Source organism: Desulfobotulus pelophilus, assembly GCF_026155325.1.
Lineage (GTDB): Bacteria > Desulfobacterota > Desulfobacteria > Desulfobacterales > ASO4-4 > Desulfobotulus > Desulfobotulus pelophilus.
Genome location: NZ_JAPFPW010000011.1, coordinates 25,965 through 50,027 on the forward strand (window position 1 = coordinate 25,965; position 24,063 = coordinate 50,027).

Consider the following 24,063-nt stretch of genomic DNA (forward strand, 5'->3'; position numbering starts at 1 on the left):
GTGTGACATGGAAATCAGGGACATCTTTCCTGACAGAGGAGGTAGGATGGAAATCTGCTGGAAGATAGAGAAAAAGCGGGGTAATTATCGGCCTGTGCTGAGCTGGGTCATTACCCTGGAACCAGCTGAAAAAGAACTTGCCATGGCTCCGGTGGCTGTAGATACGGGAATCCCCATGCCCCATGATTACTGGGAAAGTCACTGCTATCCGGATAAAAATGAGAGAAGAGGGTTGCCTGCAAGGGGTGCGTGGGAGGTGATTACACCATCCCATAAAGCAGCCAGATCTGAAGGACGCATGGTACTGCCATGGAGAAAAGATAACCTTTACCCTGAGGTGGAGGAGGGCTTCAGCCGGGTGCGGGCGGTCATGGAGAAGGCTCTGACCCGTGCAGCCGTCAGTCTGCCCATGAATGATGAGGGCAAAATGGAGCTTCGCAATATGGCTAAAAAAAGGCTGGCGGCCGGGTTAACGGCGGATCGTATGCTGAGTGGCGTCATCCAGAAGGTCGCCTGAGTATTCTGATATGGCTTTTAGGCCATCCAGAAATGCAGGCATAAACTGCGCATAACAGCAGACCGGGAATTTCCGGGCTGCTGTTGTTTTTTACCCTGATTGTGACGAGTATTTAGATGCTTTTCAACAAGAGCACTATTTCATAGGTATGATATTCCATGGCCTCCAGCAGATTCAGCTGCTTTTCCTGAAGGGAAACCATTGTTTCAAAAGAATTCATGGCTTTTTTCAGGTCTCTGTTGGCAACATGGCGAATATAACGCCGGGTTTCACGCAGGATGCTGCCAGCCGTATAATCGGCGGCTTTCCCATCCTTACTGAGCTGGCGGATTGAATTTTTAAAAGCGATGTATTCATCTCCGCTCATTTCCCGGGCATCGCTGGCAAGAATTGCCAGCAGCTCCCTGCGGATTTCATGCAGATGTTTTTCCACATCCGATGCAAGGAGATAGGCCTGTCTGGAGTTATCAATAAAGGCTTTTTTCAGTAGGATCTGTTTTTCAACCGCAGTGATGACCCGTCCGCCTTTTTCTCGGGAATTTTCCCATCGTTCCCTGCGGGACAGGGCATGTTCTTCTTCCTCAGCGATCATATCAGTAATGGCGCCGTTGAGGGCAGGGTCCACAATATTGTGGCCATCGGAACATGATTTCTGGTCATCCATGCCGCTGGTCAGCATTTCCAGGATGTCGGCTATTTCCTGTTCCATTGCGGCCAGACTGTCTGTCTGCGTACTGTGTGCAGGTAGACAGAGTAAAAAAAATATTCCTGCCAGAAGGGCTGAGCGGTTTATTTTTTTCATTCCAACCTCCCATAAAGGTAGTGTGCAAGTTAGTTTATGCCTAACAGGAAAGAGGACGAAATGGAAGAAATATTTTCAATGGTTTGTTTAAACATTGTTTTGTTCCGTCAACCCATGACGCTAGCACTGTTCACAGAGGTGGCCGGGAGTATAAAGCAGCGAATGAAAGATCCGGAAGGATGCACGGGGCTCTGGCTGCGGAACGGCCGGATAGCCGGGCCGTTCCGCCAGGGATCATGCTTTTATGCTGTTACGGTAGTATACGATGTCTTCCACAGTGAGTACGGGGAAGCCGTATGTTTCACTAAAAGTCAGAATTTCTGGCATGCGGGCCATGGTTCCGTCAGGATTGGTCAACTCACAGAGAACACCGCAGGGTTTTAGCCCGGCCAGCTGCATGAGGTCAATGGTGGATTCCGTGTGCCCTCTCCGCTCCAGCACACCGCCGGGGCGGGCGCGGAGCGGAAAAATGTGGCCGGGCCGGTTCAGGTCCCCGGGTTTCGCATTATCTGCGGAGGCGGCCTGAACGGTTCTGACCCGATCCGATGCGGAAACACCTGTGGTGACACCTTCTGCGGCCTCAATGGACACGGTGAAGGCCGTCTGGTACCGGCTGGAATTACTCGCCACCATGGGTGGCAGCTCCAGAGACCGCGCTTTTTTATCCGTGAGACAGAGGCAGACAATGCCACTGCATTCACGTATGAGAAGGGCCATCTGGCTGGATGTGAGGGTTTCCGCAGGGAAGATGAGATCGCCTTCATTTTCACGATCTTCATCATCGGTCACCAGAACACCGCTTCCGCTCTGGATGGAAAGAATGGCGTTTCGGACACGTTCCACAGGATCGCCGAAACGGGTGGAAAGGTTCTGATTCATGGTAAGAAACTCCTTTTATATCTGTCAGGTTACCAGAATCAGGGCACAGAAAAAGACAGCCACGCAAGGCGTAAAACAGCCAAGACAGACAACCAGTCTGCGCAGGCAGGACTGCCTTATTCTCTTTCATCCGGACTGTTACCGTCGGCTCCGGCCTTTCACCGGATCTGCTGACCCCCTTCGGGCTGAAGGAGCGCTCGCGGGCTCTCCGGCATAGCCGGAATACCGCCGGTGGGGATTTCCACCCCGCCCTGAGAATAAGCAGGCTAAGACAAGTCTCTTTTGTCCTTTCTGTCAAGAAGAAAATGCCCGCAGCAGTGCGCTCCTTCCGCTCACGGTCATAGTGACATGGGCCATAGTTTTCAACGCTGTTCCATGGCTTCTCTCACGGCACCTCCCAGCCGGGCCATGCCAGTATCAATACCGGCCTTATCCACGCATGAAAAGTTGAGGCGCAGGGTAGAAACATGCTTACGGCTGGCATAGAAGGGGTCTCCGGGTACAAAAGCCACTTTTTTGTCGATGGCCCTGTGGAAAAGAGACATGGCGGAAAGGTCTGATGGCAGGGTCATCCACAGAAACATTCCGCCTTCGGGTCGGGTAAACTGAACACCTTCCGGAAAGTACTGCTCCACGCCCCGGATCATGGCAAGGCGCTGTTGATTGTACACATCCGTAATGGTGCTGATGTGTCCATCAAGGTCGTTGTCCTGCAGAAACTGCCGGATAATGAGTTGGCCGAGATACTGGGTGTGCAGATCGCTTGCCTGTTTAGCTACAATGAGCTTTTCCATGATGAGATCCGGAGCCACTATCCATCCGATGCGGAGACCCGGCGCAACGATCTTTGAAAAAGAACCCAGCATGACTGTCTGATCCGGCAGGCGCTTTGCAAAAGACGTTTTGTCCTTACCCGTAAACCGGAGTTCCCCGTAAGGATCGTCTTCGATCAGCAGTGTGTCGGATCGCTCGAGGACCGCTGCAAGGGCATCCCGGCCTGCTTCGGAATAGGTGATGCCAGACGGGTTCTGAAAGTTCGGTACGGTATAGAGAATTCTGGGTTTCTTTTGTTGGAGAATGGACTGCAGCCGTTCCGTATCCATTCCTTCCTCGGATATGGGGACAGGATGAAAACTTGCCCTGTAAACGGAAAAAGCCTGAATGGCTCCCAGATAGCCCGGTTCTTCAATGACAACGCCATCTCCATCATTCAGAAGAATTTTACCCATCAAATCCAGTCCCTGCTGGGAGCCGCTGGTGATGAGAATGTTGTCTACTTTTATATCCAGCCCTTTTTTTTCTTTATAACGGCTTGCAATCATTTCCCGCAGAATCAGATCTCCTTCAGAGTTAGCGTACTGAAGGGCTTCTCTGCCCGCTGTTTCAAAAACTTTATTGCTTGCGTTCTGCAGTGCTTCCACTGGAAAGAAGTTTCGGTTGGGAAGCCCGCCCGCAAAGGATATGATTTGTGGATCAATGGCAACTTTAAGGATTTCACGGATAAAAGATCTGGGTACGTCGGAAATGCGGTCGGAAAAGGGGATGGTCATGGCAAGTCTCCTGACTGAAAGTTTCCTGCGAGGATTTGGGAAGGCATCTGTCGTTTCGGAGGGCAGATGGTTGTTCGTGCTGCTGAGCAGAATTGCCTATCTGACTTTCTGTTGGAATGCAAGCCCGCATAGCTTTTTAAAAATGCCGGGAAAAAGTGAAGGCAAAACCAAAGACTTCTCCATCCGCATCAAAGCTTGCCATGGCATGGGGAAGACCATACCCATCGGGCATGTCATAGGACTCATTCAGTGCTTCTGAATTACCCCTGATATGCCTCTGATTGATGATGCGGGTCCATGTTACGGCCATATCCATAATCCAGCCGGGTGCAAAGGCATATCCGGCCCCCGCAGACCATGTTTCCTTGTCCGCATCCGGCCAGATGAAATCCATGGAAGCATCCGGAATGGGCGAAGGGTCTGTGTAAAACCCGCAGCGAAGGGCAAGTTTTTCCGTAGTCTGGTATTCAAGGCCGACTCGTACCTGATGAGTATCTTTCCAGTTTCTTGCTATGGCAAGGCTTGTAACGGGAGCAGAATGGCCGGGCAGGGAGAGGCCCGGAGTAAGGTGGGCATCCTGTGTTTCATTGATGCTCCACCGGGTCCAGAGGCCGTCTATTTCAATGGAAAAGCCTGGCAGCCCAGGAGGACGGTATCGGATTCCAGCCTGTACCTGTTCGGGGTGGTCATACTTCAGGCTGACACCGCTAGCCTTCCATCCGTTGGCAAGGAGGTCGCCCTTGAAATCTGTGGATGTCGGTCCGCGCCAGGTAAGTCCCATGCTGAACACTTCTCCGGTGTAGAGAACACCGAGGTTCAGGGATGTATTGAAATCATCGGTCATGGAAGCCCGCATGGAATAGCCCGTTCCTGCCTGAATCCACTGATTCATTACCTTTGATTTTCCGATGGAAATGCCCGCACCCACGCTGATGTTTTTATTCAGGGCAAAGGCGATGGTTGGAGTGACCACTTCCCTGAAATAGTAGGCTCGTGTGGCATTGTAGGCAAGGGGATTGGAAGGGGCATCTTCCCATGAAATTTCAAGGCCCCATGGCACGTAGGCGGCAAAGCCGATGGATATGCTGTCGTTTACGGGCATGGTGGCACCGAAGGCGGGAATGGTAAGGGCTGTGGTCTTGTCCTGATGATTTGTATGGCCCTGCAGATGGGGCCAGGCAGCGGCCTGGGGCAGATCTGCCGCACCGCCTGAAATGCTGAAACGGTTGATATCGATATCCGGCATGAGGAAGTGAACCCCTGCCGCAAGGGTAAGGGTGTCCGACTGAGTGATGCCAGCAGGGTTGTAATAAATGGCAAAGGGATCATCGGCCCTTGCTGCAAAGGCCCCTCCAAGGGCTGTTGCTCTGGCACCGATGCCGTAGGTATCCACCATGCCGGATTTTGCAGCCGGGACACTGAGTAATATACAAATAAGGGATACTGCCATGTGCCTGAAAAGGCCTGACATGAATGCTGTCCTTTCGTTTACTGTTTTCATGTGACAAAATGTCGGGATTGTTGGCAAAGGTCTGACGGCAGGTTCACCATATTGTGAAAAGTCATAAGCGCTCTATGCTTTTCTGCTTACATCTTGAGATATAAGCAAAGCGAGGCGTAGCTTGCCCTTATCCCGATCATTAGGCAATAGGTAAAGAATCTATGGTTAGTATAGGTATAAAGCATATATTTTGGCTGGGATAATGGTGGTATGAGGCTGGGGAGATTGGCATCCACAAGGGAAATAACGTTCAGAACATCAGATGTTTTCAGGTAGGGAAGTATTCTCGCTGAGTGAAAGAAGATGGGTTCTCAGATTGATGTGAGCATTTTTGATGCCGAGTTTGCTGCGGATATTATTCCTGTGAAAATCTACGGTTCCTTTGGAAAGGGACAGGATATCAGCAATCTCTTTGCTGCTCCGTCCATGGCGGACAAGATTGGCGATGCGTATTTCCATTGGTGTGAAGCGGTGATAGGCACTGGAAAGCTGACGCACAAAGGGTGATGCAATGGCATCGAGGTTGCTGATTGCCGTTGTGAGCAGGGCATGTTCCCTTCCTTTTAGACCTGCCCCGGCGAGTTCTTCAAGGTAGGGCAACACCAGTTCCTGAACATTGGCAACCATACTGCGGGCCAGCTCTTCCCTATCGGCTTCCCTCTGGCGGACCAGTACCCTGAGAGCGGTGTTTGTCTCTTCCAGATGACGTGATTTTTGTTCTGTTTTTTTTTTCTGAAGGAGTAGATCCTTTTCCATGCGTACCCGTTCGGAAATGTCACGAATGGATGCCAGAATATGGGGCTTACCCTGGTAAAGAAAACGGATTCCATGGACTTCCACATCCATAAGACTGCCATTTTTTCTGGGGTGACGGCTAAGGGAGAAATAGCGTCCATTGGTACGAACCTGCTGAAGAAATGCCGAAAAAACCGGATGAAAATCTTCTGGGGTCAAGTCCAGGCCGCAGCGGCCAGCGAGTTCTTCTTCCTGATAACCGTATAGTTCTGTTGCAGAAGGATTAAGGGCCACCATATTGCCATCCAGGTCAAAAAGAAAAAACGCATCTGTGGCAGCCTCAAAAATGGCCCTGTACTGTTCTTCCCGTTGGGCAAGGGCTTCCCGTGCCAGCTTTTTTTCCGTAATATCAACGGCAATACCGCGCAGTTCGGCTGCCAGGCCGTCTTCGAACCGGATTTTAGCTTTGGTTTCAATCCATATCCATGTGCCATCCTTGCGACGGACCCGAAATTCCAGAGGATCACGGTAGATGTCGTAGTTGGCCGAATCCGCAAGTTTGCGAAATGCGGATTCGGACTGCTCTTCCGGAATCAGATCAAAAAAATTCAGGCCCAGAGCTTCTTGCCTTGAATACCCCATCAACTGAATAGCCGTCTGGTTGATATCAAGGAAGTTTCCCTTCATATCCAGGATGTACACAGCATCCAGTGCCCGCTCAAAAAGGGTTCTGTATCGGTTTTCCGGCTCATTGTGGGAGTTCTTGACCTCAGCAAGCTGGTTTTCGAGAAAGTGGATTTTATTTTCCAGTTCAGCAATCCGTGCTGTTGTCATGGCGCTCCTTCATGGAAAGAGAGATACGTTTTCTGGCTATATCCACATTCAGTACCCACACATTCACCGTCTGTCCAGGAATGACTACCTCATGGGGATTTTTAACATACCGATCGGCCATCTGGCTGATATGGACAAGTCCATCCTGGTGTACACCCACATCCACAAAACACCCGAAATTCGTTACATTGGTGACAATTCCAGGAAGTTTCATTCCAGGCTTCAGATCGGAAGGGGTGTGTACATCCGCAAAGGAAAAAATGGAAAATCCTTCCCTTGGATCCCGCCCCGGCTTGTCCAGCTCTGCCAGAATATCTTTCAATGTGGGCAGGCCCACATCTCCATCCACATAGTTTTCAGGCCGAATGCCGGCTCTCATCCCGGAGCTTTTCATCAGCATTGCCACATCGGTACCCAGATCGTTTGCCATGCGGGTGACAAGGGCATAGCGTTCCGGGTGAACACTGCTGCCATCCAGTGGGTTGGCGCTTTCCGGCACCCTGAGGAAGCCTGCGGCCTGCTCAAAGGTCCTGGCTCCCAGTCGGGGTACTTTCATAAGGGACTTTCTATCCCTGAAGGGACCATTTTCTGCTCTGTACTGCACTACAGCCCTGGCAAGTCCGGGGCCAAGGCCGGAGACATGGGACAGCAGGGATGCGCTGGCCGTGTTCAGGTTAACACCCACCCGGTTGACACAGTAGGAAACCACCATGTCCAGGCGCTGGCGCAGAAGCTTTTGATCCACATCATGCTGATACTGGCCCACTCCAATGGCTTTTGGATCGATTTTGACCAGCTCGGAAAGGGGGTCCATGAGTCTGCGACCTATGGAAACCGCGCCTCTTACGGTTACATCCTGATCCGGGAGCTCTTCCCTTGCAATGGAGGATGCCGAATAGACGGAAGCTCCGGCTTCATTGACCATGATGACGGGAATGGAGAGGTCCATGGTTCTGAAAAAGGTTTCCGTTTCCCTGCCTGCCGTACCGTTGCCAATGGCAATGGCAGCCGCTCCAAAGCGGTGAAGAAGGTCTTTTATGCGTTGTTCCGCCTCGTTTTTTTTATCCATGGGAAAAATAAGGGTATCGGCCTGCAGGCTGCCGCTACTGTCCAGAACGACCACTTTGCAGCCTGACCGGAAGCCCGGATCTACAGCAATTACAGGCTTTGCGCCCATGGGGGGAGCCATGAGCAAAGCATGGAGGTTGGTGGCAAATACCTGAATGGCTTCCTGATCCGCTTTTTCTTTCAGGTGTTGTCTCAGTTCTGTTTCAAGGGCCGGAGCAATGAGGCGCTTCCATGCATCCTGAGCTGCTTTTTCCACCTCTTCGGAGGCTTTGTTTTTACGATAGATCACCCGGCCAAGAAGGCGGTTCAGGGCTTCGTTCTGTTCGGGGCGGATACTGATACGCAGAAAGCCTTCCCTTTCTCCGCGGAACATGGCAAGGATGCGGTGTCCACCAGCGCGGGAGATCGGTTCCTCATGGGCAAAATAATCCCGAAAGGTGGTCCCTTCTGTTTCTTTCCCCTTGATCACCTGGCTGGCTATCATGGCTTTTTTGAAGAACAGATCCCTGAGGGAGGATCGTATGACAGCGTCTTCACTGATCTTTTCTGCAAGTATATCCCGTGCGCCGTCCAGAGCAGCCTGGGCATCCGGAACATCTTTGTTGACAAAGGCTGCTGCTTCATAAAGGGGATTCATGGAGCTGGTTTGAGCCCAGAGGTGTTCCGCCAGAGGTTCAAGCCCTCTCTCTCTGGCCATGATGGCACGGGTCCGGCGTTTGGGACGGTAGGGCAGATAAAGGTCTTCCAGTGAAGCGAGGCTGGCAGCCTTTTCAACAGCTTTGATGAGTTCTCTATCTGTGATTGCCTGATCCATGAGAGATGCCAGCACGGTTTTCCGGCGGGCTTCCAGTTTTTCATGGGCTTCCAGCCTGTCCTGGATGGTGGCTATCTGAACCTCATCCAGTCCGCCGGTTTTTTCCTTTCTGTAACGGGCTATGAAGGGTATGGTAGCGCCTTCAGACAGAAGGGTGAGTACGGCATTCACCTGATGGCTATGAATGGAAAGCTCGGCAGCAATGTTTGTCTGGATGCTTTTCATGGTGTTTCCCTGATGGTATGGATGGGGAGGTACAAGGGGAAGGATTCCCGGAATACGGCGGAAAATGTACGCCATGGCCGCTCAGAATGCAAGGTTTGCAGGGGCTGATGCGGTATAGGTTTTATTTTGTTGAGAATGGTATCCAATTAGATATACCCACGGGAGGTAGCTGGTTTCATGGCAAAACAACATGATTGTGTGGTGATACTGGATTTTGGGGCCATCAATGCCCAGATGGTGGCTAAGGCTGTGCGGCAGCGGAATATTTACTGTGAAGTGCTGCCCTATACTACGGAGGTGGACAGGATTGTTGCACTTAAGCCCAAAGCATTGATCCTTCAGAGGGGAAAAGCCTGCGGGGAGCGTACTCTGGGCCGTGAGCTGCCCGCTGAAACGGCAGCACTGAATCTCCCAGTGCTGGATATGGCCGTCTCTTCCTGGGAAGAAACGGAGATGAGGGATTTTCTTGTAGATACCTGTGGCCTGAGTCAGGATTGGACCACAGAAGCCTTTATTGACGAGACCGTGGCTGATCTCCGGGTCCGGATTGGTGACAGAAAAGTGCTGTTGGCCATGTCTGGCGGAGTTGACTCTTCCGTATGTGCAGCCCTGCTTCATCGGGCTGTTGGTCATCAGCTTACCTGTGTTTTTGTGGATCATGGCTGCATGCGCATGGATGAACCCCGGCAGATTGAAGAGGTGTTCCGTGGGCAGTTCGGCATCAACCTTGTTTCCGTGAATGCTGAAGAACGGTTTTTGAAAAAACTGAAGGGTATCCGTGATCCGGAGAAGAAGCGTGCCATTATCGGGGAGGAATTCATCCGGGTGTTTGAGGAAGAAGCCCGTAAGCTGGGTGATCTCGATTATTTTGTTCAGGGTACGATTTATCCGGATATCATTGAAAGCGGTTGGGATGGGGGTAAGACCGTCAAAGCTCACCACAATGTGGGAGGTCTTCCGGATCGGATTGATTTCAAAGGTATTCTTGAGCCGGTTAAGTACCTCTTCAAGGATGAGGTACGCAAGGTGGGCGAGGCAATGGGAATTCCCCATGTGGTTACCCGGCGTCAGCCTTTTCCCGGCCCGGGACTGGCCGTGCGGTGTCTGGGAGAACTGACCCTGGAAAAGCTTGAAATACTTCGAAAAGCCGATGCTATCTTCCGGAAATCCATGGATGACAGGGGATACGGGACCCAGGCCAGCCAGTATTTTGCTGTTCTGACCAACGCGCAGTCCGTAGGGGTGACCGATGATGCCCGTACCTATGGATATGTGATCGCCCTGCGTGCGGTGCAGACCACAGACTTTATGACCGCAGGCGTTGTGCCCCTGCCCATTGACTTTCTCACGGAGGTGGCGGGAAGAATTGCCGCAGAGGTAAAGGATGTCAATCGTGTGGTCTACGATATCACCAGCAAGCCGCCCGCGACCATAGAGTGGGAATAGGCTTGCCTGCTCTAGGGTTTTGCAGGCGCGGGAAATGACAGATCTGAATCCGTTCCATGAACAGCTGGCTGAATTTTAACAACAAAAGGCCTGCATGCCGTTGCAGGCCTTCTCTGTTGAAACAGGAAGGTAGTTTTGCCATGCGTTTTCTCATGCTGGAAGCATACTACGGCGGTTCCCACAAAGCGTTTATGGACGGTCTCTGCCGTCATTTGCCCCATACCACAGAAATAAAGACACTCCCGGCAAGGCACTGGAAATGGCGCATGCGATCGGCTGCTCTTCTTTTCATAAAAGAAACGGAGAGAATGGAAGCCTACGACGGCATTGTTGCCACCAATATGATGAGTGTTGCGGATTTCAAGGCCCTTGCCGGTCCCATGTGTCCACCCGTATTATTGTATTTCCATGAAAATCAGTTTGATTATCCGCCATCTCCCAGAAGTCATGTGGATTATCAGCCTGCCATGACCGACCTGACATCGGCTATGGCAGCCGATGTTGTGGCGTTTAATTCGGCATCTCACAGCCATCGTTTTTTTCAGTCCGCCGATGCCTTTTTTCGTCGTTTTCCTAAGCCCGACCTCTTGTGGGTACTGGATACAATACGGGAAAAGAGTGTTGTGCTGTACCCAGGCTGCGATTTTACGGGTCTGACTCCTGCCGGGGATAAAAGCTATGCGCTGCCCCGGTGCATAGTATGGAATCATCGATGGGAACACGATAAAAACCCGTCTGATTTTTTCTTTGCTCTGGAAGAGGTCAGAAAAAAAAATGTTAACTTTAAGCTCATGCTGCTTGGAGCAAGACATGCCAGAGTTCCGGATAGTTTTAGCCGGGCAATGGAAACCTTCCGAGAGCACATCATCTGCTCCGATTATCCTGAGGATAAAACAGACTATTTCCGTTTTCTTTCGAGGGCTCACATCTGTATCAGCACGGCATGGCAGGAGAATTTTGGGATAGCCGTGGCGGAAGCCATGGCAGCAGGCTGCCTGCCCCTGCTTCCTTCCCGGCTGTCTTACCCTGAACTGCTACCCCCTGAATTTCATTCCTCATGTTTGTACAAGGATACCAGTGGATTGATCAGCCAGCTGGAATGGTTTGCAAGCTGCCCTGAAGAGGAGTTTAGGAAATATCAGGATCTTCGTTCATGGGTTCTTCGTTTTGACTGGAAAGAACGGATTGTTCCATTCAATAAGGCTCTGGAAGATATGGTGCATGCCAAAAAAGGAACGTTGGGCAGCGGCAGGTAGCCAGGGTGGGGCAAGAAGGAGGGCTGGTCCTTCGGAACCTCCCCATGGCGGAAGTCGGGGGTTTTACGGCAGTCTTTGTTACCAATACCGTTTTGAAAAGCCTGCACAGGCTGATTGGCTCTATTTATATGAAGACAGTATCATACTGGCTGGAATTTGGCCGGGTCAATAATGGAAGAAAGATTCAATGCGGATTTTATATCTTCTGAGCCAGAAGCCCGGTTGCACGGGAAGCGGCTTTTACACCCAGTCCATGATACGTGAGGCAAAGTCTCTGGGCCATGAAACATGGCTGGTTGCCGCCGTTGAAAAAGGAGAGGAGTCTTCATTTCAGGGCCCGTGGAAGAAGAATGTTTCTTTCGTGCGGTTTGGTACAAGGGACCTTACCTTTCCCATTCCGGGCATGAGTGATGGAATGCCCTATCGCAGCACCCGCTTCATGGACCTTGGGGAAGGGCAGCTGCATGCCCTGGAAAAGGCATTCCGTGTAGCCATATCCGAAGCGGTCCTGACTTTCAGGCCGGATGTGATTCATGGCAATCATCTGTGGCTCATGGCTTCTCTGGTGAAGGATCTTTTTCCCACTATCCCCCTTGTCATTACCTCTCATGGTACGGACCTGAGGCAGTTTGAAAACTGCCCCCATTTACGTCAAAAAGTGATCGGCTGCGGGAGGGCTGATGCCGTAATTGCCCTTACCCAAACCCAGAAAAAGGAAATATCTTTTCTGTACCGTATTCCGGAAGAACGGATTCACGTGATCGGTACAGGATATAATGCACAGTGCTTTTATCCCGCACCCAAGCCGGACCTCCCTCCTGTGCGTCTTTTGTATGCGGGTAAGATTTCCTTTGCCAAAGGTGTTTTCTGGCTTTTATCGGCCATAAAAATACTGAACGACATATCCCTTCCTTTCCATCTTTCTCTTGCCGGTTCTGGTTCTGGCGATGAGTATGATGCCTGTGTCCGACTGGCCGGTTCCATGAAAAAGAATGTCTCATGGCTGGGCATGCTGAATCAGACGGAGCTTGCTGCTCGCATGAGGGAGGCCCATATGTTTATTCTGCCATCTTTTTTTGAAGGTCAGCCTCTGGTTCTTTTGGAGGCTTTGGCTTCCGGGTGCCGTATTATCACCACAAAACTTCCGGGAACGGAGGCCCTTTTTGTCGGCTTGCACGGTCACGCCATTCGCATGATTGAGCTGCCACCTCTCCAGACCATTGACAGGCCCCATGAAAGAGATGTGCCCGCTCTGGTGCACAATCTTGCCGATGTTATCAATGATGAAGTGCATGCCTGTTATGAGGGCCTGGATCCCCCTGATGATACACTGGCCGAAGCAATGCAGTGCCACACATGGGGGGCTCTTTTTCGTCGGGTTCAGTTTCTGTACGAACAGGTCAGAACAGAGCCTGCAGTACATGGAGACCTCTGTGTATTCTCTATGGAAAAGCCCTGATAGATTGATATTATCGATTTGAATGACTGCTTTTTCTGTATTAAATTACCAGAATTTTACAAGAGTGTCCGTTCAAAGGGGTGAATCTGTGGAGTTCCGCATTTCATATATTCTGGAAAAGGGAACGGGTGCTCTTAATGAAGATGCCATTTCGTTGAATGGTACTACATTCGGGGTGTTCGATGGAGCGACAAGTCTTTGCGGCAGGCGCTTTGAGAATGGGGTTACGGGTGGTTTTCTGGCTTCCCATACGGCAAAAGAGATTTTTACCACGGGAAAAGGTACTTTGAAATTCCTTGCCGGAGAAGCCAACGGGGCTATCCGTGAGAACATGCTGGCTCATCAGGTTGATATGTCAGACAGGGCCTCTCTCTGGAGTACCTCTGCGGCTGTGGTTCAAATGGATAGTGACCGGATGCACTGGATTCAGATTGGTGACAGCCTGATTCTTTTTGTGCATAAAGATGGCTCTTTTTCAGTACCGGTAAAAAATGTTGATCATGATGCGGAAACCCTTTCCATGTGGAAATCCATGGCCGGTAAAACGGAACAGACCATTATGGAAGCCCTTGGAGACCAGATCCGCCGGGTACGGAGCCGGATGAACCGGGATTATGGTGTCCTGAACGGTGAGCCCTGTTTTATTTCCTTTCTGAATCAAGGAACAGCGGACCTTAAGGATATTGCCCATGTGCTTATTTTTACCGATGGGTTGTTCATTCCCACCGAAGATCCTTCCATAACCTGCTTTGATGCCATGGCAGACCTGTTTCAGATGGGCGGGCTTCCCGCTGTCCGTGATTATGTGCGTGAACTTGAGGCTTCTGATCCAGACTGTGTTCGTTACCCCAGATTTAAAACCCATGATGATATGGGCGCTGTGGCTCTCCGTATCATAGAATAATCCCCTTCTTTTCTTTTCTCATCATGCCGATTCCATACTTTTTTATAAAGAGGTCTGACCTTATGGCATACCTCTGAAACTCCCCATGGCAAAGCCGGGGGCTTTACGGAGACTTCCGCTAAGCGTATGCATGGGCCATTATGGGTGGGTTGGCGGTACGAAAAAGAAGGGAAGGGAGCAGAGAGGTTCCTGCCCCCGTTAAAAAAGTTTACGCAGATGGGCTTTTTTTGGCGTACAGGAAATGGAATCCCATCAGCATAACAGCGACAAGTACGTATCCGAGGGCATATTCACTGGACAGATTGAGAGCCAGTCGTGGTGCATGCATAAAACCGGAGGCACTCAGGGCAGCGGCAATTATGGCAAACACGGAGGCTCTTTTGTACTGTTCATCGATCAGACAGACGAGTATGGAGCCCCAGACAAGCCCCGTGAACATAGCCCCCTGGCCTAAGGGTACAATGGCCTGGGAAAGGTTGGACACAACCTCACCCGCGGCAATATTGAAACGGGTCATTATGTAATTGGCAAAATAGGGGAACATGGCAATGACAACCGCAGGGTAATGTTTGTTTTCCACGGAATCAAAGGCCTGGGAGATCATGGAAATGCCCACGAAGACCAGTATGGGTGCAATGACAGGTACCGGAATGATGGATGCCATGGCCGCGATGATGCCAAACATGGATGCGAAAAGGAAAACAAAGCCATTTAAAATGGAATAGCCCCTCCCCGCATTCATCCATTTTGAACCGATGGAGGCAATGTATACGGTGGTGGGAAATACGCCCCCGAAGAATGTACCGATAATAGTACCTGTACCGTCTGCCGCCTGGGCTTCCTGAACATTGTAGCGATCACCGGCGGAAGCCATGGCTTCCACGTTATTCATGGTTTCGATAAAGTTGTAGATGGATATGGGCAGGAGTATGGCCAGAAGTCCCATCATTTCGGATGAAAGAAGCTGAAGCCCGTGAAATACACCAAAGGTGGGCAGAGGCAGGTAAAAGCCGAAGGCGGAAAAACCTTCTTTAATCTGGGCAGGGCTGGAGCTGCCGATGCTGTAAGCAAGAAAGGTTCCGATGACAATGGCAAAAAGAGATGCGGGTATTTTAAACGGCATGGGTTTTTTGGTGATAAGACCGATCAGTATGATGGTGAGAACGATGAGACCCACCACAGGCATTTCATAGGTTCGGAAGAAAAGTTCGCCACCGATAAAGGCAAATGCCACACCTGCCAGTGCTCCCATCATTGCTGCCCTGGGCAGTCTGGAGTGAACCCATTTACCGATAAAGCTTCCGAGAATTTCAATAACCCCCCCCAGAAAGCAGGCAGCCAGACCAATTTTCCATGCCAGTTCCGGGTCGCCGGTTATGGTCAGGGCAGGTTTCAGTACGCCGAAAAGATAAATGAACATAACAGGTGTGCTGACACCGTAGGCAAGGGCTGTAACATCCGTACGGCCTTCTTTTTGTGCCAGTTTTTTGGCCATATGGGCATAATAAAGGTTGCCGAACAGCACGGCAATGGCAATTCCAGGAATTACTTTGCCATACACGATGGATGCCGGATAGCCCATGGCCAGCATGGTAATGGTAATGATCACAAAGTTTGCCAGGTTATTCTGGAAGAGAGCAAAAAAACCGTCCAGATCTTCCCGTTTAAAAAGTGGATAGTGTACCGACTGCATGCATTCCCCCCGTTTGTGCATCAAGATTTAGTGTAAGAATGTTATGGTGCCTTCTTTCATGGATGCTATGCTTGCAAGGGCCTGAATGTTCAGACCTTGTGCGCGGAGCTTATCACCGCCTCCCTGGAAGTGCTTTTCAATGACCACTCCGGCTCCCACCAGTGTAGCCCCTGCGCTTTCAACGATTTCACAGAGTCCTCTGATGGCTTCACCTTTTGCCAGAAAATCATCAATGATAAGAACCCGGTCGCTGGCAGGCAGATAGTGTTTGGAAACCCTGAACTTATATTGTCTCTGCCGTGTATAGGAGTAGACATTACCCTCATAGGTTTCTTTATCCAGATTTAATGATTCCGTTTTTTTGGCAAACACTACAGGAACGTCAAAATACTGTGCGGTAATGGCTGCAATGGCAATGCCGGAGACTTCAGCTGTCAGGATCTTCGTGATAGATTCATTTTGAAAGATTTCTTTAAAGGCTTTACCGATGGCGTTTAAAAGGGGTACATCAAGCTGGTGATTGAGAAAATGATCCACCTTCAGAATATGATCTCCGATGATACGCCCTTCTTTTATAATTTTATCTGTAAGCAGCTTCACTACAATCTCCTGTTTTATTTATAAAAAAAAGACCGCATCTCCCTGCGGTCAAAAAAATATGAACTACCGTTGCAAAGCAGTGTGACAGTGGTCTGGCAGAGACTTATGGACCATATTGTAGAAAATTACAATCATTTGAAATGGAAATATTTGATTTTTTAGACAGAACAGCATGCTTCCGCGCATGACAAGCGGCGTTGTGCTGGCAGAAACTTCTGTTTTGCCGAATCTTAACGGAAAACAGGCCCTGCTGTAATTGATAATCAGTTTTCCTGTCGATGGAAAATCTGTTTTCCCGTAACAGATTCAGATGGCTATTCATGTTACCGGACAACAGGATAATTCTGTACTAAAGGAGCCTTTGATGATTGTTGCCCCATTTCCTGAAAATGAAACGGAGCGCCTGAGAATGTTGGGATTGTACAGGGTACTGGATACGGCATCGGACAAAACTCTGGATGAACTGACAGGTCTGGCAGCGGTAATCTGTGGTACTCCCATCAGCCTCATCAGTCTTGTGGACAAAGAGCGGCAGTGGTTCAAGGCAAGGGTAGGGCTGGATGTCATTGAGTGGGCACGTCATCTGGCATTTTGCAGTCATGCAATCTTAAAAGATGAAGTGCTGATTGTGGAGGATGCAAGTCAGGACCCGCGTTTTTGCGGTAACCCACTGGTGACGGGCGATCCTTTGATTCGATTTTATGCTGGCGCTCCCCTTTGTGTGCCGGGTGGTTTTGCCCTGGGCACCCTCTGTGTCATCGACAGAAGGCCGCGCAGGCTTTCTTCCCATCAACTGGAAGCCTTACAGGTTCTTGGCCAGGCAGTGGTCTCCCAGCTTGAGCTGAGGAGACTTCAGCAGGATCTGCACTCCCTTGAAAAATTCCTTCCGATGTGTGCATGGTGCCGTTCTGTCCGCACGGATGATGGGAAATGGCAATCTCTGCAGAGTTATGTGGCCGATATGGTTCCGGTGACCCATGGTATCTGTCCTGTCTGTTCCGGAGAAGCGGAGTGGGGGGAAGAAGACAAAGATGATTCGGAGTAACCTCGGTACAGGTAAAGCAAGAAAATTCTGAGCTTTTTTGGAAAGGCCAGGCTGCCCTTCAGTGAAAGAAGCAGCAATCTGTATGCTAAGGTTTTGTGGTTGTTTGTAACGGGAGTATCTCCGCTGAATCAGTTTGGCCGTAAATGAGTATGAAAAAAGGATTGCAGTAAAGGGCTTTGTTGGATACGGAAGGCCTTGTTGGGAAGGGAGTACGGAATTTTCTTCCGGCCTGATCAGACTCAGAGGCTTTGTCCCTTGTTGTTGAAACAGCAGGGCAAATGACGGGTGTTTTTGAAATAACAGAACAATCCAGCAGAAAAGAAAGGCGCCGTTGCTTCCTTGCCATGGAGCGGGGATGCGGTGAACGTGAAAGATGAAAATTGCCTTACCGACAAAAGAGGACAGCACCATAGACAGCCATTTTGGCCATTGTGAATACTTTACGGTTTTTACACTGAATGAAAACAGGGAAATTGTGCTGGAAGAAAAGGTAGCATCACCCGTGGGTTGCGGATGTAAATCCAACATAGCCGAAACACTGGCAGGGCTGGGAGTAACCATAATGCTGGCCGGGAATATGGGCGATGGTGCCGTACGGGTGCTGCAAAGCAATGGTATTGAAGTGCTGAGGGGATGCATGGGCAAGGTGAGGGATGTTGCGGACAAATGGCTTGCCGGAAAACTCATGGATTCGGGTATGGGATGCATGATTCATGGACATGAATGCCAGCATGGAGAATAGTCCGGTCTTTTGTCCCTTGTGAAAAGTATGGACTGAAGAAACGGCAGGGGGGCAACTGCCGTTTTTTATTTTCGCCCGCAGGACAGGTCAGGGAGTGTATGCCCGTTGTTCATGTAAACGGAATCCGTTTTTATTACCGGATGAAGGGCAGGGGGGAACCCTTGCTCCTGATTCATGGGCTGGGATCCAGTTCTCGTGACTGGGACTGGCAGGTGGATGTATTAGCGGAAAAATTTCAGGTTATTACGCCCGATCTTCGTGGGCATGGTCTTTCCGGTAAGCCCGCCGGGCCATACAGCATAGGTCTTTTTGCTTCGGATATGACAGGACTGCTGGAGTCCCTGAGTTGTCCCTCTGTCCATGTGGTGGGCCTTTCACTGGGGGGTGCGGTGGCTTTTCAGCTGGCACTGGATCAGCCAGATCGGGTCCGGTCTCTGGTGATTGTTAATAGTTCACCGGAGTTTATTTTTCGTTCTTTCAAGGAGAAATTTTTGTTGTGGCAGCGGATTTTCATGGTTCGCATACTGGGCATGCGCAGGGTGGGAGTTTTTTTGGCCAGACGTTTTTTCCCCTCACCGGAGCATGCCGCTCTGCGCAGTGTCTTTGTAAGCCGCTGGGCGGAGAATGATTCACGAGCTTATGAGCAAAGCCTCCATGCCCTTGCAGGGTGGAGCGTGAAGGACAGGCTGGATTTGTTGTGCTGCCCTGCGCTGATCATTTCTGCAGACAATGATATCATTCCTTTTTCCCATAAGGAAATCTGTGTTCGGCGCATGCCCCATGCCAGGCTTGTGGTGATAGGGAATTCCCGCCATGCCCTGCCCGTTGAACGGGCGGAAGAGTTCAACCGTGTCCTGTTGGCTTTTTATGGAAAAAGTGATGTGTAAGTTTTTATAACAGTTTCATTTTCATCCTCTCCTCCCTTTTTTCCCGGTACTTCTGTCCTATAATTTAGTAAGAAAGCCCCTTGCCACAGGTTTCTTTCCGGGCGTGGCAATCAAGGCTTTATCCAGCAGACCCTGCTCCCGGAACAGGGCCGATGTCAAGGGACAGGGAAAACATTATGCGTACATCCCCTCTGCTTACGGATTTATATCAGCTAACCATGCTTGCGGGTTATTTCGAAGAAAAGATGGCGGATAAACATGCCGTGTTTGATCTGTATTTCCGGACCCATCCCTTTGGGGGCGGATATGCGGTATTTGCCGGTCTGGAACCGGCCCTGACCGCCCTGGAAGGGCTTCGTTTCCTGCCGGAGGAAATAGCCTGGTTACGTAGCCTGAAGCTGTTTAAACCCGATTTTCTCCATTTTCTGGAAGATTTCCGTTTCCGGGGAGATATCACTGCGCCGCCGGAGGGTTCACTGGTTTTTGCCCATGAACCCCTGATGAGCGTGGAGGGGAAACTGGCTGAGGTACAGCTGGTGGAAACACTGCTTCTGAATATCATTAATTTTCAAACCCTTGTGGCAACAAAGGCGGCAAGGATCTGTCATGCAGCTAAGGATGCCAGTGTTGTGGAATTCGGGCTTCGCAGGGCGCAGGGACCCGATGGCGGGCTTTCCGCATCCAGGGCGGCCTGCATCGGGGGTGTGCTGGGAACCAGCAATCTGCTGGCTGGTATGACCTTCGGGCTTCCTGTCTACGGAACCCATGCCCATAGCTGGGTGCAGTCCTTTTCCGATGAACTGAGTGCTTTCCGCGCTTATGCAGCAGCCTTTCCGGACAGCACAGTCCTGCTTGTGGATACCTACGATACCTTGAAAAGCGGGCTGCCCAATGCCATAACCGTGGCCCGTGAGTTGCGGGAAAAGGGACAGGCTTTACGGGGAATCCGTCTGGATTCGGGAGATCTGGCCTGGCTTTCCCGGAAGGCACGGCAGATGCTGGATGAGGCCGGGCTGCCGGATGTGGCCATTTTTGCCTCCAATGATCTGGATGAGCATGTCATCAGTTCCATTCGTGCGGAAAATGGCCGGGTGGACGTGTACGGTGCAGGAACCCGCCTCAGTACGGCGGCGGGAGAAGGAGGAGGAGCACTGGGTGGCGTATATAAACTGGTATGGCTGGATGGTGAACCCAGAATGAAAATTACCGCCGACATTGCCAAGACCACACTGCCGGGTAAGAAACGGGTATTTCGGGCTGTGGGCCCGGAAGGTGAATGGGTGCAGGATCTGATCTGTCTGCACGATGAAGCCCTGCCGGAGTCCGGCCTTGTTTATGACCCCACCAATCCCCTGCACCACAGGCATTTGCCGGGAGGGATTGAGCTTGTGGATCTCCACAGACAGGTCATGCGGAAGGGACAGCCTGTTTTCAGGAAAGAAAGTCTGCAGGAAATGGCCGGTCGTTGCAGAAAGGAAATGGCATTGCTTCCGGAAGGCTGTCTGCGCTTTATCAATCCCCATAAATACAAGGTATCCATATCCGAATCGTTAAAAGAGCTGCGCTGTTCCATGATACGGTCCCGCGCAGGGGAAAGGGAGTACTGATGTCTGGAAAAATGGCTTTTGTGATTGTGGATGTCCAAAATGATTTCTGCCCCGGCGGTGCGCTGGGGGTTGCCGGGGGTGACAGGGTTATCGCTCCCATCAACCGGGTAGCACGGCTGTTTGCCGAGGCCGGTCTGCCTGTTTTTGTCAGCCGGGACTGGCATCCTCCGGAAACCGGACATTTTGAGATCTTCGGAGGCCCATGGCCGGTGCATTGCGTGCAGGAAAGCAGGGGGGCAGCCTTCCATCCGGACCTGGAGCTGCCCCATGGATCTACGGTTGTTTCCAAGGGAAAAGATCCGGACAGTGACGGATATTCTGCATTTGAAGCCTTTACGGATGAGGGACATTCTCTGGGAGAGCTTCTGCACAGGGCAGGTGTGCATCATCTTGTCATAGGAGGTCTGGCCACGGATTACTGTGTGCGGGCAACGGCGCTGGAAGCCCTTGCACAGGGCTTTCGGGTTACGGTACTGGAGGATGGGGTTGCGGGTGTGAATGTGAAACCTGGAGATTCCCTCCGTGCCATGGAAACTATGAAAGCGGAAGGGGCCCGTTTCATCCGGGCCCATAATCTGGTCATTGAGACTTGAGAGAAGAAGGCGGGCTTTCTGTTTCTTTCATGAATGCTGAACGGCAGAGCGGTTGATAAGCCGGACCGGTTTTTATTCCGGAGTGGGATCAGTCCGGTTTTGTTTTGAGCAGGAAGAAAGAAAGTCCGCAATGGCCCGGTTAACGGGCTGGGGTGCTTCCACGGGGGAAAGATGGCCTGCTCTGTCAATACAGATGAGGGTGGAGCCGGAAATATGGTCTTTGAGATACTGGCCGTATTTTACCGGAGAGAGTTGATCATCGGATGCGGTGAGGATGAGTACGGGAGCTGTGATCTGGTGCAGCCGGTCCATGATGTCAAAATCGTCACAGGCCCTGAAGTCTTTTAGGATAGTTTCCGGTCTGTCAATGGATGCGGCATCCAGAATAGGCTTTACGGTATCGGCGGGTGTGGATGGAGAAATGCTGAGCTGTGTCTGGAGATTTTTAAAGTGGTTACAATCCTTTTCAACCATCTCAAAAATCATTGGGTTTACCCGGAGTCTGGCCCCGGAATTGATGATGATACCACCGGAAAAGCGGGTGGAATTATCCGTGAGCAGGGTCAGCACAATGGCCCCGCCCATGGAAATGCCACAGATAAAGGGCTTTTCAATTTTTATCTCATCCAGAAAGGCCGTAATGTGGGAAGCCTGTTCTGCCACGGTAGTGCAGGCGGGCAGTTGCGAAGTCTTTCGTCCGGGAAGGGTGATGGCAAGGCAGTTGACGGAAGAAGTCAGCCCTTCCATCTGCCGTTGCCAGAAACGGCCATCCAGACCGGCCCCGTGAATAAAGAGCAGAGTGGGTTTTTCCGGGTCAAAGGGAGCGTTTCCCTGAAACCAGACAAAAGGTGTCTTTTGGATGGTTTGCATGGCTGATATCCTTTGCTTTGGGAGTTGTGTGCATGGGCAACCTCGAAGCAGCGCTTGTATTCAGGTGAGGTGGCCGTTCCCTGACGGCACCCTTTGCAACCGGCATGTGTAAAATGGTCTAGCAGCACCCTAAAGGAAGGGTAGTTTTCGAAAACGGCATGGACCCGGAGAACCGCTTTGCGTAATAGTCGAAAGCTCCGAGCAGTCTTTTTAGCTCCGTGGCCTTTATTTTTATATCACCGTTGACATAGCTTATGCATTGCGAACAGTTCAACCCGCAAGGTGCAAGCACTCTGACGATTGTATCATAGTTCATATTTTTTCATCCTTCCTGTGTTCTGACGGGGAGAAATGTATCTGTTCCATGGTTGAATTTTTCTCCTGACCGGCTTTGGGCGCAGATCCGGTGAGAAATGGCGGTTCAGGCTGATAGGCGAAAGCGCAAAATCCAGCGCTGATGAGACTCTCATGAAGCCAGTCCCTGCTTACCGGGGCATCAGCGCGAATACACCCCAGCCCAGATATTCACGCGTGTAGGTGGCATAGCGTTCTGGTTCTGAGGTCAGTTTGGCACGAACCTCATGGACCAGTTCGTCTTCAGGACTGGTCTCAAGCCACCGGCGCATGGTGAGCCATTTGGCGGCCTCGTATCTGTCCCACCCATCCTGATCAGCCAGAACCATTTCAACGACATCGTAACCCAGATCTCTGAAAGACACGAGAAGTTCCGGAAGCACAAGAAAGTCGGATATGGCGTTGGCAAGGCAGCCCCTGGCAACATCTTCCGTTGGCGGTAACTGTCGCCAGTAGGGCTCGCCGATGAGAACGATCCCCCCGGTGCGCAGGCTGCGTGTCAAAAGCTCCAGCGTGCCGGAAATACCTCCGCCAATCCAGCTAGCACCGACACAGGCTGCCACATCGACCTTGTCGTCAGAAACATGGCCTGCAGCATCATCATGGATAAATGTGACCTTATCGCTAACTCCGAGTTCTTCCGCGCGTAGTGTTGCCTGCCCGGTAAATAGCGGGCTCATGTCGATGCCTGTACCCATAATTCCGTAATCGCGCGCCCATGTGCACAGCATCTCGCCGGAACCGCTGCCGAGGTCAAGAATTCGGGCTCCCGGTTCCAGACGCAGCGCCGCGCCAAGAGTTGCGAATTTTTCTGATGTGAAGGGGTTATGGATGCGGTGGGCACTTTCGGTGATGTTGAAGATCCGTGGAATATCCAATGAGGACAGTCTCCTTAAAAATATGAATAGATTGGGGTTACGCCTGACGCATTTATCACCTGCCGGTGTGGAGCGGCAGCGAAATAACTGACAGGTGCAAAAAACGGTTAGGCCAGGCCTACTGATCCGCCATAGCCAGCCTGGCTCCAATGGCTGCGAAAGTTGCTGCAAATGATCGTTGAAGCCAGCGGACCAACGCAGGTGAACCAGTCACGTGCTTGCTTATACCATTCGCTACGAGGCCATAGATAATAAAGGTGATCAACGTCATAACCATGAATACCAAGCTTAGCCGTATCATTATCAGCATGGTCGAGGCCTCTCCGGATGAGACAAAAAGCGGCAGAAAGGCCAGGAAGAATATGGACAGTTTAGGGTTGAGGATGTTTACTAAAAATCCCTTGAGCATGATCTTGAAAAAACCGTATTTCACGGAATTAGGATTGAGTTTCAATGCGCCCGTTTCATGCCACATGGACCAGGCAAGATAGAACAAATAGAGGACACCTGCTAATTTGACGCACTGAAAGGCAACGGAGCTCATATGCAAAATAGCCGATAGCCCGAGGATGCAGGCGGTGAGGTGCGGAAGAATACCGGCTGTGCAGCCAATTGCGGCGGCAATGCTCGACCGCCAGCCAAAGAAAAGTCCAGTCGATACCGTATAGATCACACCGGTTCCCGGAATCAGGATTACAATCAGGGAGGTTAAAAGAAATTCTGGATCAAACAAAGCAATCTCCTTTTCAGGTTTCGTGGGAAGCATGTTGGGAACTCTTTGATGGGCGTTGTTTATGTGGATTT

Annotated in this window: 21 protein-coding genes and 1 riboswitch; of the genes, 10 read left to right on the forward strand and 11 right to left on the reverse strand. The window is 51.0% G+C overall.

The window, feature by feature from the left end:
• Nucleotides 1-46: 46 nt before the first annotated feature.
• A complete protein-coding gene (locus tag OOT00_RS10180; RefSeq protein ID WP_265425273.1) occupies nucleotides 47-517 on the forward strand; it encodes a hypothetical protein in 471 nt (156 codons plus the stop codon).
• Nucleotides 518-629: 112 nt separating this feature from the next.
• On the opposite strand, the gene OOT00_RS10185 is transcribed toward OOT00_RS10180, so the two are convergent.
• From OOT00_RS10185 to OOT00_RS10210, 6 genes are all read right to left on the reverse strand, one after another.
• Complete coding sequence (locus OOT00_RS10185; RefSeq protein ID WP_265425274.1) at nucleotides 630-1,319, reverse strand: hypothetical protein; 690 nt, start codon at nucleotides 1,317-1,319, stop codon at nucleotides 630-632.
• A gap of 234 nt (nucleotides 1,320-1,553) precedes the next feature.
• Nucleotides 1,554-2,198 carry a 3,4-dihydroxy-2-butanone-4-phosphate synthase gene (gene ribB, locus OOT00_RS10190; protein WP_265425275.1) on the reverse strand — a complete coding sequence of 215 codons (645 nt, stop codon included), beginning with the start codon at nucleotides 2,196-2,198 and terminating at the stop codon, nucleotides 1,554-1,556.
• A 114-nt stretch (nucleotides 2,199-2,312) separates the two neighbouring features.
• Nucleotides 2,313-2,461, reverse strand: a riboswitch (FMN riboswitch).
• 99 nt (nucleotides 2,462-2,560) lie between these two features.
• Nucleotides 2,561-3,748 carry an aminotransferase-like domain-containing protein gene (locus tag OOT00_RS10195; protein WP_265425276.1) on the reverse strand — a complete coding sequence of 396 codons (1,188 nt, stop codon included), beginning with the start codon at nucleotides 3,746-3,748 and terminating at the stop codon, nucleotides 2,561-2,563.
• 136 nt (nucleotides 3,749-3,884) lie between these two features.
• A complete protein-coding gene (locus OOT00_RS10200) occupies nucleotides 3,885-5,219 on the reverse strand; it encodes an OmpP1/FadL family transporter (protein WP_265425277.1) in 1,335 nt (444 codons plus the stop codon).
• Between the two features lie 288 nt (nucleotides 5,220-5,507).
• Complete coding sequence (locus OOT00_RS10205; protein WP_265425278.1) at nucleotides 5,508-6,818, reverse strand: PAS domain S-box protein; 1,311 nt, start codon at nucleotides 6,816-6,818, stop codon at nucleotides 5,508-5,510.
• Nucleotides 6,796-8,925 carry a Tex family protein gene (locus OOT00_RS10210; RefSeq protein WP_265425279.1) on the reverse strand — a complete coding sequence of 710 codons (2,130 nt, stop codon included), beginning with the start codon at nucleotides 8,923-8,925 and terminating at the stop codon, nucleotides 6,796-6,798. Before OOT00_RS10210 ends, OOT00_RS10205 begins: the two co-directional genes overlap by 23 nt.
• A 177-nt stretch (nucleotides 8,926-9,102) precedes the next feature.
• On the opposite strand from OOT00_RS10210, the gene guaA reads away from it, so the two are divergent.
• From guaA to OOT00_RS10230, 4 genes are all read left to right on the forward strand, one after another.
• Nucleotides 9,103-10,371, forward strand: a complete 1,269-nt coding sequence (gene guaA / locus OOT00_RS10215; protein ID WP_265425280.1) for a glutamine-hydrolyzing GMP synthase — start codon at nucleotides 9,103-9,105, stop codon at nucleotides 10,369-10,371.
• Between the two features lie 140 nt (nucleotides 10,372-10,511).
• Nucleotides 10,512-11,627 carry a tRNA-queuosine alpha-mannosyltransferase domain-containing protein gene (locus tag OOT00_RS10220; protein WP_265425281.1) on the forward strand — a complete coding sequence of 372 codons (1,116 nt, stop codon included), beginning with the start codon at nucleotides 10,512-10,514 and terminating at the stop codon, nucleotides 11,625-11,627.
• Nucleotides 11,628-11,814: 187 nt separating this feature from the next.
• Nucleotides 11,815-13,086, forward strand: a complete 1,272-nt coding sequence (locus tag OOT00_RS10225) for a glycosyltransferase family 4 protein (RefSeq protein WP_265425282.1) — start codon at nucleotides 11,815-11,817, stop codon at nucleotides 13,084-13,086.
• Between the two features lie 88 nt (nucleotides 13,087-13,174).
• Nucleotides 13,175-13,990: a protein phosphatase 2C domain-containing protein gene (locus OOT00_RS10230; protein ID WP_265425283.1), complete on the forward strand. Its 816-nt coding sequence runs from the start codon at nucleotides 13,175-13,177 to the stop codon at nucleotides 13,988-13,990.
• A 208-nt stretch (nucleotides 13,991-14,198) separates the two neighbouring features.
• Here the strand turns inward: OOT00_RS10230 and OOT00_RS10235 are convergent, their stop codons facing one another.
• Nucleotides 14,199-15,683 (reverse strand): hypothetical protein, encoded by a 1,485-nt coding sequence (locus tag OOT00_RS10235; RefSeq protein ID WP_265425284.1) that lies wholly within the window; start codon nucleotides 15,681-15,683, stop codon nucleotides 14,199-14,201.
• A gap of 27 nt (nucleotides 15,684-15,710) precedes the next feature.
• Nucleotides 15,711-16,283 (reverse strand): xanthine phosphoribosyltransferase, encoded by a 573-nt coding sequence (locus OOT00_RS10240; protein WP_265425285.1) that lies wholly within the window; start codon nucleotides 16,281-16,283, stop codon nucleotides 15,711-15,713.
• A gap of 364 nt (nucleotides 16,284-16,647) precedes the next feature.
• Between OOT00_RS10240 and OOT00_RS10245 the strand changes: the two genes are divergently transcribed.
• The 5 genes from OOT00_RS10245 (at nucleotide 16,648) to OOT00_RS10265 (ending at nucleotide 21,157) form a co-directional block, all read left to right on the forward strand.
• A complete protein-coding gene (locus tag OOT00_RS10245) occupies nucleotides 16,648-17,328 on the forward strand; it encodes a GAF domain-containing protein (RefSeq protein ID WP_303649946.1) in 681 nt (226 codons plus the stop codon).
• Nucleotides 17,329-17,701: 373 nt separating this feature from the next.
• A complete protein-coding gene (locus tag OOT00_RS10250) occupies nucleotides 17,702-18,070 on the forward strand; it encodes a NifB/NifX family molybdenum-iron cluster-binding protein (protein WP_265425286.1) in 369 nt (122 codons plus the stop codon).
• A gap of 98 nt (nucleotides 18,071-18,168) precedes the next feature.
• Nucleotides 18,169-18,957 carry an alpha/beta fold hydrolase gene (locus tag OOT00_RS10255; protein WP_265425287.1) on the forward strand — a complete coding sequence of 263 codons (789 nt, stop codon included), beginning with the start codon at nucleotides 18,169-18,171 and terminating at the stop codon, nucleotides 18,955-18,957.
• A 176-nt stretch (nucleotides 18,958-19,133) separates the two neighbouring features.
• Nucleotides 19,134-20,564, forward strand: a complete 1,431-nt coding sequence (locus tag OOT00_RS10260) for a nicotinate phosphoribosyltransferase (protein ID WP_265425288.1) — start codon at nucleotides 19,134-19,136, stop codon at nucleotides 20,562-20,564.
• Nucleotides 20,564-21,157 (forward strand): nicotinamidase, encoded by a 594-nt coding sequence (locus OOT00_RS10265; protein ID WP_265425289.1) that lies wholly within the window; start codon nucleotides 20,564-20,566, stop codon nucleotides 21,155-21,157. The genes OOT00_RS10260 and OOT00_RS10265 overlap by 1 nt, the downstream gene beginning before the upstream one ends.
• A gap of 72 nt (nucleotides 21,158-21,229) precedes the next feature.
• Here OOT00_RS10265 and OOT00_RS10270 read toward each other — a convergent pair whose 3' ends face one another.
• From OOT00_RS10270 to OOT00_RS10280, 3 genes are all read right to left on the reverse strand, one after another.
• Nucleotides 21,230-22,027 carry an alpha/beta fold hydrolase gene (locus OOT00_RS10270; protein ID WP_265425290.1) on the reverse strand — a complete coding sequence of 266 codons (798 nt, stop codon included), beginning with the start codon at nucleotides 22,025-22,027 and terminating at the stop codon, nucleotides 21,230-21,232.
• 485 nt (nucleotides 22,028-22,512) lie between these two features.
• Nucleotides 22,513-23,259, reverse strand: a complete 747-nt coding sequence (locus OOT00_RS10275; RefSeq protein WP_265425291.1) for an SAM-dependent methyltransferase — start codon at nucleotides 23,257-23,259, stop codon at nucleotides 22,513-22,515.
• A gap of 118 nt (nucleotides 23,260-23,377) precedes the next feature.
• Entirely contained in the window at nucleotides 23,378-24,025 is a 648-nt protein-coding gene (locus OOT00_RS10280) for a LysE family translocator (protein ID WP_265425292.1), read from the reverse strand.
• Nucleotides 24,026-24,063 lie beyond the last annotated feature (38 nt).